This window comes from Arthrobacter sp. P4_F10 (assembly GCF_056401435.1).
Map to the genome: position 1 here is coordinate 30,834 of NZ_JBFUJJ010000018.1, position 12,510 is coordinate 43,343.

At 67.6% G+C, this 12,510-nt stretch carries 10 protein-coding genes; 6 read left to right on the forward strand and 4 right to left on the reverse strand.

The window, feature by feature from the left end; genetic code table 11:
- Nucleotides 1-34: 34 nt before the first annotated feature.
- Together AC1DR1_RS16475 and chcC2 are read right to left on the reverse strand one after the other, a co-directional pair.
- On the reverse strand, nt 35-808 hold the full coding sequence (locus tag AC1DR1_RS16475; protein ID WP_229996058.1) for an IclR family transcriptional regulator: 774 nt from the start codon (nt 806-808) through the stop codon (nt 35-37).
- A gap of 21 nt (nt 809-829) precedes the next feature.
- Nucleotides 830-2,551, reverse strand: coding sequence for a 4-oxocyclohex-2-ene-1-carboxylate 5-dehydrogenase (gene chcC2, locus AC1DR1_RS16480; protein WP_229996057.1), 1,722 nt, complete (start codon nt 2,549-2,551; stop codon nt 830-832).
- 132 nt (nt 2,552-2,683) lie between these two features.
- Here chcC2 and AC1DR1_RS16485 point away from each other — a divergent pair, with 132 nt between their 5' ends.
- The 5 genes from AC1DR1_RS16485 (at nt 2,684) to AC1DR1_RS16505 (ending at nt 7,898) form a co-directional block, all read left to right on the forward strand.
- Nucleotides 2,684-3,469 (forward strand): IclR family transcriptional regulator, encoded by a 786-nt coding sequence (locus tag AC1DR1_RS16485; RefSeq protein WP_229996056.1) that lies wholly within the window; start codon nt 2,684-2,686, stop codon nt 3,467-3,469.
- A gap of 135 nt (nt 3,470-3,604) precedes the next feature.
- Nucleotides 3,605-4,366, forward strand: a complete 762-nt coding sequence (locus AC1DR1_RS16490) for an SDR family NAD(P)-dependent oxidoreductase (protein ID WP_229996055.1) — start codon at nt 3,605-3,607, stop codon at nt 4,364-4,366.
- 95 nt (nt 4,367-4,461) lie between these two features.
- Nucleotides 4,462-6,144 (forward strand): 4-oxocyclohexanecarboxylate 2-dehydrogenase, encoded by a 1,683-nt coding sequence (gene chcC1, locus AC1DR1_RS16495; RefSeq protein WP_229996054.1) that lies wholly within the window; start codon nt 4,462-4,464, stop codon nt 6,142-6,144.
- 1 nt (nt 6,145) lies between these two features.
- Nucleotides 6,146-6,475 carry a Dabb family protein gene (locus AC1DR1_RS16500; protein WP_364743600.1) on the forward strand — a complete coding sequence of 110 codons (330 nt, stop codon included), beginning with the start codon at nt 6,146-6,148 and terminating at the stop codon, nt 6,473-6,475.
- A 10-nt stretch (nt 6,476-6,485) separates the two neighbouring features.
- On the forward strand, nt 6,486-7,898 hold the full coding sequence (locus AC1DR1_RS16505) for an MFS transporter (RefSeq protein WP_364743603.1): 1,413 nt from the start codon (nt 6,486-6,488) through the stop codon (nt 7,896-7,898).
- Nucleotides 7,899-8,228: 330 nt separating this feature from the next.
- Here the strand turns inward: AC1DR1_RS16505 and AC1DR1_RS16510 are convergent, their stop codons facing one another.
- Entirely contained in the window at nt 8,229-9,122 is an 894-nt protein-coding gene (locus AC1DR1_RS16510) for a GNAT family N-acetyltransferase (protein WP_476992910.1), read from the reverse strand.
- A 101-nt stretch (nt 9,123-9,223) separates the two neighbouring features.
- Complete coding sequence (aspS, locus tag AC1DR1_RS16515) at nt 9,224-11,011, reverse strand: aspartate--tRNA ligase (RefSeq protein WP_476992911.1); 1,788 nt, start codon at nt 11,009-11,011, stop codon at nt 9,224-9,226.
- Between the two features lie 126 nt (nt 11,012-11,137).
- On the opposite strand from aspS, the gene AC1DR1_RS16520 reads away from it, so the two are divergent.
- Nucleotides 11,138-12,475: an APC family permease gene (locus AC1DR1_RS16520; RefSeq protein ID WP_229995071.1), complete on the forward strand. Its 1,338-nt coding sequence runs from the start codon at nt 11,138-11,140 to the stop codon at nt 12,473-12,475.
- The last annotated feature ends 35 nt before the right edge of the window (nt 12,476-12,510 follow it).

Here is a 12,510-nt window from a genome sequence, read left to right on the forward strand (position 1 = left end):
AGGCCCGGCAGACCGCCACCCTCAGACGGCGCCCTCAGGCGCGCCGGGGCGCCGGGCTGGAGGCCTTCAGCGCACGGGAGATCCCGTGCGCTGCGGTCAGGAGCGCCGGGACGGTGAGGGGCACGGCGGCTTCCTGCCGCGGAACGATGGCATTCAGCGCGGCGGCGACGGTGTTGTCCGGGCCGAAGACCGGCACTGCGATGCCCGTCCACTCTGTGACGCCGATACCCGGCAGGGCAACGTAGCCGCGCTGCCTGATGTCCGCCAGATGCTTCCGGATGAGTGCCGGGTCAGTAATGGTCTCCGCGGTCACAGCCGCCAGCGGGCGTGAAAGCACCTCGTCCTGAAAGGAGGGCGGCGCGTAGGCGACCAGCACCAGGCCGGAGGAGGCGGCGTGAATCGGCATCCTCTGGGCAATATGGGCGGCGTCCAGGCTGGATTGGGGCGAGGACAGCCGCTCGACGTAGAGCACGGTCCCGTGGTCCAGCACGGCGAGGGTGGTGTGCTGGTGGACGGCCGCTTGGACATCCTCCATGAAGGGCAACGCCAACTCACGAAGATTCAGCGCACGCGATCCCCGTGCGGCCAGCTCCCACATCCGCATCCCCGACCGCAGGTTCCCGTCCGCCAGCCGCTCGATCAGGCCGTGCAGCACCAGATCGTCCACGAGCCGGTGGGCGGTGGTCAGGGGCAGGTCTGCCCGGCGGGCGAGGCCGGTGAGCGTCATGGTCGGAAGGTCGCGGTCGAACGCGCTCATGAGCCGCACGACGCGGCTGATGACCGATTCACCGGTGGGTGAGTTTGCCACGGACGTCTCCGGCCCTTCGCCTTAGCCGGCTTCCACGGTGGCCGCACGCTCCACACCCCGGTTGGCGGCGAGCTTCGCGATGTCTCGGCCCGCGCGGTAACCGAACACCAGGGCCGGGCCGATGTGTGAGCCGTAGCCCGGGTAGCCGCCCCCAAAAACGCTGACGGCTGCCGCACCGACCGCCATCAGGCCGGGAATCGCCGTTCCCTCTTCGGTGGTGACCTCGGAGTGTTCATTGACGCCGATGCCGGCGAAAGTGCCCAGGTCGCCCATCTGGATCGTGGCCGCGTAGTACGGTCCCTTGCCGACTGGGGCCAGGTTGGGGTTCGGCATGTGCTCCATATCCCCGCGGAAGTGGTTGTACAGGGTGGAGCCGCGGCCGAACGCCGGATCCTCGCCGCGTTCCGCTGCCGGATTGAACCCGGCCACGGTCTCCTTCAGACCCGCTGCATCGATGCCGAGCTTGCCGGCCAGCTCCGCAAGGGTGGCGCCCTTGACCAGGTAGCCCGTTTTGTAGAAGTAGCCGCGCGGCATCGGCCAGGGCTTGGCATAGCCTATGCCGTACTTGTGCATGGTCTTGGCATCGCCGATTACATACCCGAACGTCTTGTCCTCGTCCTTGTTGTGCTCAATCATGGTCCCGCCGAAGTCGTGATAGCTCAGGGCTTCGTTCCCGAAGCGCTTGCCGTGACGGTCGACGGCGATCAGCCCCGGCAGTCCGATGGCGCGCAGGTGCGGGAAGAGACGCTCTTTGCCATTGAGGTACTTGAAAACGGTCACCGGCGCCCAGGACCCCACGCTGAACACCGAATCGTCGATGTGGCCGCCGGCACTGATCGCCAGGCTGGCGGCGTCACCGCCGTGGCCCACGGTCGGGGTGAAGTGGTCGTCGGCGTCGTGCGGGAAATACTGCTTCCGCAGTTCCTTGCTGCCGGAGAAACCGCCGGCGGCGAGGATGACGCCCAGGCGTGCCTCCACGGTGGTGGAATGCTCACCGCCGATGACAGCGCCGGTGATGGTTCCGGCGTCGTCCTTGGTCAGGGAGAGGACAGGAGATGAATTCCAGAGGCGCACACCCAGGTCATCGGCACTCTTCACCATGCGGGTCATCAGCGCGTTGCCGTTGGAACGCAGGACCGGCCGCTTGTACCGGGCGGCGTCGGCCCAGGTGCGCAGCAGCTTCTTCGCCACGTAGACGAACGACTTGACCGACTGGTTCACATGGAAGAACTCGTTGATGTCGGGACCCACCTGCGGCATGTAGCCAAAGACGGTGTAGGAACTCATATAGGGCTGCATCAGGAGCCGCTTGTCCCCCAGCACGCGCGCGTCGACATCCTGCGGAAGGATTGCCCGGCCCGAGAGTTTGGCGCCCTGCAGGTCCATCTTGTAGTCCGGTGACTTCTCCGGGTAGGTGAACTTCACCTCGGTCTCGTTCTCGAAAAAGCAGATGGCTTCCGGCGCGGTGTTCAGGAACTCGCTCACCCCGGCCTCGTTGAACGTATCCGGCGCCAGGTTTCGCAAGTAGGTCTCCGCTTCCTCCCGGGTGTCCCCTTGCTCCACGCCCTGCTTGTTGCCGGGAACCCACGCCCAACCGGCGGAGATCGCCGTCGTGCCGCCGAAGTACCGTTCCTTCTCGGCCACGATCACGTTCAGTCCTTGCGAGGCGGCTTTCAACGCTGCGGCCATTCCGGCCACACCGGAGCCGATGACGAGGACATCACAGAGGACGGGTTTACTCATGGTTTTGCTCCGTTCAGTCGGCCGCGCGCTTCGCTGCGGCAGCCGGGGTGGAATGCCAGACCCCCAGTAGAGCCGGTGACGCGGATCACCGCGAGGACGATTACCATTGAGCGGGAATCCTGAGGAGGTTCATTGGCCAACTCCGCATCGGGCGAGTCGATCATCGGCCGCTTTGTAAAGATCGTCAGCGCCTTTGACGACCGCCACCCGTCCATGAGCGTCGCAGAACTGGGCCGGCGTACCGGCCTTCCCGTGACCACCACCTACCGCCTGGTCAATGACTTGCTGCTCGAGCGTCTGCTCGATCGTGAGCCGGGCGGCAATGTGCACATCGGGACCCGGATGTGGGAACTGGTGTCGCGCGGGTCCAAGATGGTGGGCTTGAGGGAGGCCGCCCTGCCGTTCATGGAGGACGTCCAGGCCGTGGTCCAGCATTCGACCACGCTGGGCATCCTGGACTCCGATGAGGTCCTCTACATCGAGCGGATCGGCTCGCATTCCACCATTGTGGACATCACGAAAATCGCCGGCCGCCTCCCACTGCACGCCACATCGTCGGGACTGGTGCTGCTGGCCAATTCGCCGTCCGAGTATCAGGAAACCGTCCTGGCCCGGGCCCTGACGAAGTTCACCGAAACCACACTCACCGACCCTTCCCAGCTCCGCCGCCACCTGGCCGAGATCCGGCAGCGGGGCTACGCCGTGATGCCCGGGGTGATCGTGAAGGAATCCAGCGGCATCGCCGTCCCCGTCTTCGGCCCGGACAATACGGTCGTCGCGGCGCTGAGCGTCGTGGTGCCCCGGAACGAGGAGAATGTCCCCGCCCGGGTTCCGGTTCTGCTGGCTTCCGCACGCGGCATCTCCCGCGCCTTGGGCTGGCGCGGGGAGCTCAAGGGCGCCCTCCGCCAGAGCCACTAAACGGAGCCACTAAGCAAAGCCACCAAAAGGTCGTTTTTCCGTTCATCGGCAATCGTGTGGTTGGCGTCACAGCTCCGCTGTCACTCTGGCTGGGACGCAGCAAAGAGGCTGCTGGAGTTACGAGGAGCAGACCACATGAACCCCACAGCGAACCGCGTGGCCGGAAAGACCGCAATCGTCACCGGCGGCCGCGGCGATCTGGGCAGCGCCACCGCCGCCCTGCTGGCCCAACATGGCGCCAAGGTCGCCAGCCTGGACGTTGCGGGCATTCCGTCCGCCGCCATTCACGAAAACATCAGCCAGTACGACGTCGACGTCACCAGCGAGGACAGCGTCGCCGAGGCGATCCGCCGGGTGACAGACGACCTCGGCGCCCCCGACGTCCTGGTCAACGCCGCCGGCATCATCGGCCCGGCCGGCGCGTCCCACACCGCCACCGTCTCTGACTTCGACACGATCTTCGACGTCAATGTCAAGGGCGTCTGGCTGATGACCAAGTACGTGGTCCCGGGAATGATCAAGAAGGGCGCCGGCAGCATCGTGAACTTCTCCTCCATCCACGGCATCACCGGCGGCAGGAACGTGCCGCTTTACCACGCCACGAAGGGCGCCGTCCGGCTGCTGAGCAAGTCGGATGCGGCGGCCTACGGAAGCCACGGCATCCGAGTGAACTCCATCCATCCCGGGTCTATGAACACCCGGATGAGCCGCCGCTCCGCCGAACAGTCGGAGATCGGCGCGGAACAGTATTACAAGCAGCTCGTCGGCTCCAATCCGCTGCCCCGGCAGGGCGAACCGGACGAAATCGCCTACGGCGTCCTGTACCTGGCCTCGGACGAATCCCGTTTCACTACGGGCTCGGAACTCGTGATCGACGGCGGCTACACCGCCGTCTGACCTCTCCGCCCCTGACCTGCCGCTGTTGCCCCCGTTTCCCCGGGGAGGCTTCCCGGCCACGCAGGAACTTCTTCATTCTTTGAAAGGCAATACCCATGAAATTCGTCAGTGGAACCGCATCGGCCAGTTACGACGTCGTCGTCGTCGGCTCCGGCGCCGGCGCCCTCACCGCGGCTGCCACCGCCGCACGTGCCGGCAAGTCCGTCGTCGTCCTGGAAAAGAGCGTCCTGCTGGGCGGCACCTCTGCCGTCTCCGGCGGCATGCTCTGGGTCGCCGACAACCACCACGCCCGGGAAGCCGGGATCACCGATTCGAAGGAAGCGGCCGCCGAGTATGTCCGCGCCGTGGCGCGGGGCCGTGGGCGGGAGGAGCTCCTGGACGCCGCCCTGAACTACGGCGACCAGATGCTCCGCTTCGTGGAAGAGGAATGCGGCGTCCGCTTCATTTTCCTCAACAATTTCCCGGACTACCGCCAGGACCTGCCCGGCGCCATGGAGGGTGGCCGCACGGTGGAGCCCGAGCTGTTCAACAGCAAGGAAGCCCTCGGCGCGCTCACCTCCCATGTCCGCACCGACGGCCGCGCCCCGTTCACGATGCAGGAATACGAAAACTGGGGAGCGTTCACCAAGTTCCCTTGGGATGATCTCAACCAGCGCCAGGCCGACGGGCTCGTGGCGAAGGGCCAAGCCCTGGTGTCCATGCTCCTTGCGAGCCTGGTCCGCGACGGCGCCGCCCTCGTCACCGGCGCCCGCGGCCACCGGCTGCTCACGGGCGGCGGGCGGGTGACCGGCGTCGAACTCGAATCCGGCGACGTCTTCCGGGCGAACGACGGCGTGGTGCTGGCCACCGGCGGCTTCGAATGGGACAAGGCACTGGCCGATTCGATGCTCGCCTCGCGGCTGTACACGATGTGCTCGCCGCCCTCGAACACCGGCGACGGCCTGCGGATGTCCCAGCGGATCGGCGGCCAGACCCGCGGAACCCGCGAAGCCTGGTGGGCCCCGATGTCCATTACCGGCGACACCCGCGACGGGCAGCCGATCGGCACCCTGCTCCGCTTCGAACGCCAGGGCCCGGGCTCGCTGATGGTCAACCGCCACGGCCGCCGCTTCGCCAACGAATCCCAGAACTACAACGACCTCGCCCGCAGCCTGCAGTCCTGGGATTCCGCCAGGAACCAGACCCTCAACACCCCCGCGCATGTGATCGTGGACCACGCCTACATGGAGCGCTACGGCATCCTGGCCCACCGCGCCGGCCAGCCCACCCCCGCCTACCTGATCGAGGCGCCGACGCTGGAGGAGCTCGCGGCGAAAATCGGCGTTCCTGCCGAAAACCTGGCCGCGACGGTGGCCCGCTTCAACGAGTTCGCCGTCAAGGGCGAGGACCCCGACTTCGGCCGCGGCGAAAGCGCTTACGACAAATACTGGGGCGACGACGAGAACCCCTACCCGAACCCGTCCCTGGGTCCGCTGCGGACCGGGCCGTTCTACGCGATGGAAGTGGTCAACGGCGCGTTCGGCACCAACGGCGGCGTCGCCACTGACGGCCGGGCCCGGGTCCTGGACGTGGACAACCGCCCCATCGAGGGCCTCTATGCCGCGGGCAATACGACCGAAAACGCCTACGCGGCAGGGTACCCGGGCGCCGGCGCGACGCTCGGCCCGATTATGACCATGGGCTACCTCGCCGGCCGCACCATCGCCGGCCAGGACCCCGACTTCGTCTCGGGTGGCCCAACCGCTGTCGAGGCCGCCGCCGAACTGGTAGGAGCCTGAGATGATCCGCCACACCGTCCTCTTCAAGTTCAAACCGGACTTCCCGCCGGCCGACAAGCAGGCATGGATCGCAGGCCTCAACAGGATGACCGGGAATATCCCCGGCATGCTCAGCCTCACCCACGGCCCGGATGTGCTCAGCACCGAGCGCTCCTTCGACTACGCCATCGTGGCGGACTTCGAAAAGGTCGAGGACATCGCGGTGTACAACACCCATCCGCTGCACGAACCGCTCAAGGCATACTCATTCCCCAACAGCCAGCAGATCCTCTCGGTGGACTTCCACCTCGGGGATACCCAGCCGGCGGCCACTGAGACATCGTCGTCTTAAGGAGACCCCCATGCACACCGCACCCGCCCCACGCCCTGCCACCCCACCCCCGGCCGCGCGCAAGACTCCGCGGAAGGCAGCCCTGGCATCGTTCCTGGGCAGCACCCTGGAGTACTACGACTTCTTCATCTACGGGACAGCCGCCGCCCTGGTTTTCCCGCACCTGTTCTTCCCCTCCGCCGACCCTGCCATCGGCCTGATCGGCGCCTTCGCCACCTTCGGCGTCGCCTACGTGGCGCGGCCGGTGGGCGGTCTGGTCATGGGCCACTTCGGCGACAAGCTGGGGCGCAAGAAGATCCTGCTGCTCACCCTGGGCATCATGGGTCTGGCCTCGCTCGGTATCGGTTTCCTGCCGACCTATGAACAGGTCGGCGTCTGGGCCCCGATCCTGCTCGTGGCCGGCCGGCTGGCCCAGGGCTTCTCCGCGGGGGCCGAGTCGGCGGGCGCATCCACGCTCACGCTTGAGCACTCCCCGGACGGCAAACGCGGCTTCTTCACCAGCTTCGTAATGACCGGCTACGCCTCCGGCATGGTCCTGGCCACGCTCGTCTTCATTCCCGTCACGTCCATGCCGCAGGACGCGATGATGAGCTGGGGCTGGCGGGTCCCGTTCTGGCTCTCGATCGTGGTCCTGGCCATCGCCTACTGGGTGCGGACCCACCTGGACGAAACTCCGGTCTTCGAGGAGGCCCAGGAGCACCGGCAGGTCGCCCCGATGCCGGTCAAGGACGTCCTCAAGTTCCAGGGCGCCGATGTCCTGCGTGTGATGGGAATGTCGATCATGTCCGTCATGCAGACCATCTTCACGGTCTTCGGACTGGCGTACGCCACCTCCACGGCCGGTTTTGACCGGGCCTCCATCCTGACCGTCAACGCCGTGGCCATCGGCTTGTCGATGTTCGCCATGCCGCTGGCCGCGAAGCTCTCGGACCGGATCGGCCGGCGCCCGGTGCTGCTGACCGCCGCGATCGGCTGCTCGCTCACGATCTTCCTGTACTTCCTGGCCCTGTCCTCGGGCAACATTGTGCTGGTCTTCCTGGCCGCACTCCTGAACATGACGGTGCTCTACTCCGGCTTCAACGGCATATGGCCGTCGTTCTTCGCCGAGCAGTTCGCCGCCCCGGTGCGCTACACGGGCATGGCGATGGGCAATCAGCTGGGCCTGGTCCTGGCCGGCTTCGCCCCGATGATCGCTGGCATGCTCCTGGCCCCGGGCATCGCCGGCTGGGTTCCCGTGGCCGTCTTCGGCACGGTCTGCATGCTGATCGCCGCCGTCTCGGTGTACTTCTCCCGCGAGACGTACAAGACCCCCATCCAGGATCTGGGCGGCCCCTACCTGGCCGGAACCGCGCGGCGCCGGGAACTGCTTGCCGAGGAAAATCTCGCCGGGCAGCAGGCTCTGCCGGCCATGCGGCTTCCCTGAACCGCCCCGAGCCCGAGGAGACCAACATGTCCAGAACCAGTCCCCACAGCGCATTCCCGCACCACTGGCCATTTCACTTGACCGGGCCCCGGACCCTGGGACTGCAGGGATCCAACACACAAAGGCCCATGCCATGGGTGGCCCCGACTGCACGCGGCGAGGTACCGCCGGCCGCACCTCGGCCCTCCAATGGTCAACTGACTGCCTCGCCGTGGCTCGGCCTGCACTACGAAACTGAAGACATGTAGAGCCCCCGTACTGCGCCTACTGCTCCTAGAGGCCCGACGGCGTCTGCGGCGCCCGATTCGCTCGGGTGCCGCAGACGCCGTTTCAGCAGCCGGTCAGGTGCCGCTTCGGCCGTTCCTGCCGGTAGAGGTACCGGCCGGCTTCGCGGAAGCCGGCGTGGGTGTACAGACTCCGGGCACCTGCGTTCGATGCCATCACCAAAAGCCAGTACCCGGCCACGCCGCGGGCCCCGCCCTCACGCAAAAGCGCCCGGACAATCCGGCCGCCATAGCCCAGCCGCCGCACATCCGGACGCGTAGCCATGCAGTACAGTCCACCCCACGCGGGCCCAGTGCGCCCTGTGCCAGGCAAAGCGAGCCGCGCGACGGCGGCGGGCGCGCCGGAGTCGTCCCGCACGAGGGCGTACAGGGCGGGGCACCCCGCCAGGATGCGGCGGGCCACGTCGAGCTCGGCCGCTCCCCCGCGGCCGTCAACGCTCCACCACAGGTCCAGCCAATCCGCCGACGGCTCCGCCGAGATTTCCACGGCGGGGTCGGGGTCGCCGGAACCCGTGCCGGGCTGCGGGCCGGGCTGCGGGCCGGGTCCGCGGACCAGGACCAGGGTTTCGGACTGCCGGGTGAATCCTTCGGCATCGAGCACCGACTGCAAAGCCGATTGGCGCGGGCCGTCAAAGATCTGGAAGATCAGCGGAAGCCGGCGGTTCCGGTACCAAAGCCGCGCCGCCCGGAGTGCGGCCAGTTGCCGGTGCGGGTCGTCATCGCCGGGGTCCCGCACCCAGACCGAGTTCGCCCGTTGCGTCACCCCGGAGGCCGCCCGCAGCACCCAGCCGCCGGACTCCTCCCGTTCGGCGGCCGGCCACGCCGCATCCATCAGCGCCTCCAGCCCCGGGATGGCTTCAGTGTTGGCTGCCGCGATGGCTTCGGAATTGGTTTCCGCGCCCGACTCGGGGCTCGCTTCACGGTGCGGACTCAGGTCCACCGGGGTCCTCTCCATCCGGTACAAACGCGGCCGATTATGACAACAGCAGGGGCTCTCCGGTTGCCCGGGGAGCCCCTGCTGATCATGTTGATGCTTCCGGCTTAGTTCTTGCCGTCCTCGGGCTTCTTCTTGGCCTCTGGTTTGAAGTCGACGCCGGCTTCCTTGCGCTGCTGCGCCGTGATGGGAGCGGGAGCCTGGGTCAGGGGGTCGAAGCCGCCGCCGGATTTCGGGAACGCGATGACGTCGCGGATGGACTCCACGCCGGCCAGCAGAGCAACCACCCGGTCCCAGCCGAACGCGATGCCGCCGTGCGGAGGGGCGCCGAACTTGAAGCCCTCCAGCAGGAAGCCGAACTTGGTCTGCGCGTCGGCCTTGTCCAGGCCCATGAGCTCGAAAACGCGTTCCTGGACGTCGCGCTCGTGGATACGGATCGAGCCGCCGCCGATTTCGTTGCCGTTGCAGACGATGTCGTAGGCGTAGGACAGCGCCGACTCGGGATCCGTGTCGAAGGAGCCCATGAACTCGGGCTTGGGCGAGGTGAACGCGTGGTGCACGGCCGTCCACTGGCCGGCGCCAACGGCGACGTCGCCGGAGGCGACCGCGGCGGCCGCCGGCTCGAACATCGGCGCGTCCACGACCCAGCAGAAGGCCCAGTCAGCGGGATTGATGAGGCCGGTACGGTGGCCGATCTCCACGCGGGCAGCGCCGAGGAGTGCCCGGGACGGGCTCTTCTCGCCGGCTGCGAAGAAGATGCAGTCACCGGGCTTGGCGCCGACGGCGTCGGCGAGGCCCGCACGCTCGGTGTCCGTGAGGTTCTTGGCGACGGGACCGGCGAGCTCGCCGTCTTCCTTGTACAGGACGTACGCCAGGCCCTTGGCGCCGCGCTGCTTGGCCCATTCCYGCCAGGCGTCGAGGGCCCGGCGGGCCTGGGAGGCGCCGCCGGGCATGACGACGGCACCGACATAGGGCGCCTTGAAGACACCGAAATTGGTGTCCTTGAAGAATTCGGTCAGCTCGGTGAGCTCCTGGCCGAAGCGCAGGTCCGGCTTGTCCGAGCCGTAGCGGGCCATGGCGTCGTGGTAGGTGATGCGCTGGATCGGCGTCGGGATCTCGACGTCGATCAGCTTCCACAGGGCTTTGACGATGTTCTCGCCCAGGCGGATGATGTCGTCCTGATCCACGAAGCTGGCCTCGATGTCCAGCTGCGTGAATTCCGGCTGGCGGTCCGCGCGGAAGTCTTCATCGCGGTAGCAGCGGGCGATCTGGTAGTACTTTTCGAAGCCGCCCACCTGCAGGAGCTGCTTGAACAGCTGCGGGGACTGCGGCAGCGCGTACCAGGAACCCGGCGCGAGGCGTGCGGGAACCACAAAGTCGCGGGCGCCTTCCGGCGTCGAACGGGTCAGCGTGGGGGTTTCGATCTCCACGTAGCCGTCCTGGTGGAGCAGCTCGCGGGCCACGCGGTTGGCTTCCGAGCGCAGGCGCAGGTTGCGGGCGGGGCCGGGGCGGCGCAGGTCCAGGTAACGGTGCTTCAGGCGCGCTTCCTCGCCTACCTCAACGTGCTCATCGATCTGGAACGGCAGCGGATCGGAGGTGTTGAGGATGGTGACCTTCTCGGCCATGACCTCGATCTCACCGGTGGGAAGCGCCGGGTTCTCGTTGCCCTCAGGGCGCTGGGAAACCGTGCCGACAATCTGCAGCACGTACTCGTTGCGCAGGCCGTGGAAGACCTCTTCTTCGCGGACCACCACTTGGGCGACGCCGGACGCGTCGCGCAGGTCAACGAATGCGACACCACCGTGGTCACGACGCCGGCCGACCCAGCCGGCGAGGGTTACGGTTTGTCCAATGTGCTCGGAGCGAAGCGATCCGAGGTCATGTGTGCGCAGCACAGCATTCCTTTCAGCGGAAAATCAAAAGTGACGTTCAAGAAATCGATATTCAGTAAATGAAGTTCAATAGGATCGCTTCAGGAACGATCCCGTTCGAGTTTACCCGTTGGAAAGGTCCCTCCCGCCATGGCAACCCGGCACAACGGAACCCAGCCCGGTGATGTGCCCGGTGACCGCCCCGGCCCGCAGCGGCCCCACCGGCAGCTGCAGCGCCGGCTAGGCGTGTTTGATTCCACGGCAATCGGCCTGGGTTCCATGCTCGGCGCCGGCGTGTTCGTCGTGTTCTCCCCCGCCGCCGCCCTGGCCGGGCCGCTGCTGACTCTCGCCGTGGCCGTGGCCGGCGCCATCGCCTACTGCAACGCGGTCGCGTCGGCGCAGCTGGCGGCCAGATACCCCGCCAGCGGGGGCACGTATGTGTACGGACGCCGGCAGCTCGGCGAGTGGCCCGGCTTCATTGCGGGCTGGGGCTTCGTGACGGGCAAGACTGCGTCCTGCGCGGCGATGGCGCTGACGTTCGGGCACTACGTGGCGCCGGCCTACGCCACGCCGCTGGCTGTCGCCGGCGTCGTGGTCCTCACGGGCGTTAATTTGCTCGGCATCACGCGGACCGCAATGCTGACCCGGGTCCTGCTGGCCGTGGTGCTGGCCACGCTTGTCTTTGTCGCCGTGGCGTCGCTGCTGGGCCCGCACCCGGATGGCGCCCCCGCGGTGTCGGCGGCGCCGGCCTACCTTGCGGCGCCCTCCGGCGGCTGGGGCGTCCTTCCCGCGGCGGGCCTGATGTTCTTCGCCTTCGCGGGCTATGCGCGGATCGCCACCCTGGGCGAGGAGGTCAAAGACCCCGCCCGTACCATCCCGCGGGCCATCCTGGCCGCGCTGGCCGCGGCCTTCGTGATTTACCTTGGCCTGGCCGCGCTGCTGCAGTGGCACCTGCCGCCGCAGCAGCTGGCGGGTTCGACGGCGCCGCTGCTGGACGCGGTGGCGGCCTCCCGCTTCAGCGGCGGCGTCCCCTTCGTCCAGGCCGGAGCGGCGGCCGCTTGCCTTGGCGCGTTGCTGGCCCTGATCACCGGGGTTGGCCGGACCACGCTGGCGATGGCGCGGGAACGGGACCTGCCCGCCCCGCTGGCCAGGGTGGGCCGCGCCCACACCGTCCCGTTCGTTGCGGAACTGGCCGTCGCCGCCGCCGTCGTCATCCTGCTGCTGAGCACCAACGTCATGACCGTGGTCGGATTTTCCAGCTTCGGCGTACTGATCTATTACGCCGTGACCAACGCCGCCGCATTCACGCTGGCCGGCCGCCCCTGGCATGCGCCGCGCTGGCTCAATGTGTTGGGGTTCCTCGGCTGCGTGGTCCTGGCCGTCACCCTGCCGCCGGCCTCCATGCTGTTCATGGCCGCGGTGCTGGCCGCCGGGGTGGCCGGGCGGTTCCTCGTCGTGCGGGTGCGCCGGGCTCCCAGCAAAAAGTAGGCCCCGCCAGGACTGGCCCTTAGAACCAGGCCCGG

Bases quoted from the DNA above. Each gene is read 5' to 3' on its own strand.
- chcC1 (WP_229996054.1), top strand. From the start codon at position 4,462: ATGAAATTCGTCAGTGGAACCGCATCGGCCAGTTACGACGTCGTCGTC.
- AC1DR1_RS16505 (WP_364743603.1), top strand. From the start codon at position 6,486: ATGCACACCGCACCCGCCCCACGCCCTGCCACCCCACCCCCGGCCGCG.
- AC1DR1_RS16500 (WP_364743600.1), top strand. From the start codon at position 6,146: ATGATCCGCCACACCGTCCTCTTCAAGTTCAAACCGGACTTCCCGCCG.
- chcC2 (WP_229996057.1), bottom strand. From the start codon at position 2,551: ATGAGTAAACCCGTCCTCTGTGATGTCCTCGTCATCGGCTCCGGTGTG.
- AC1DR1_RS16490 (WP_229996055.1), top strand. From the start codon at position 3,605: ATGAACCCCACAGCGAACCGCGTGGCCGGAAAGACCGCAATCGTCACC.
- AC1DR1_RS16520 (WP_229995071.1), top strand. From the start codon at position 11,138: ATGGCAACCCGGCACAACGGAACCCAGCCCGGTGATGTGCCCGGTGAC.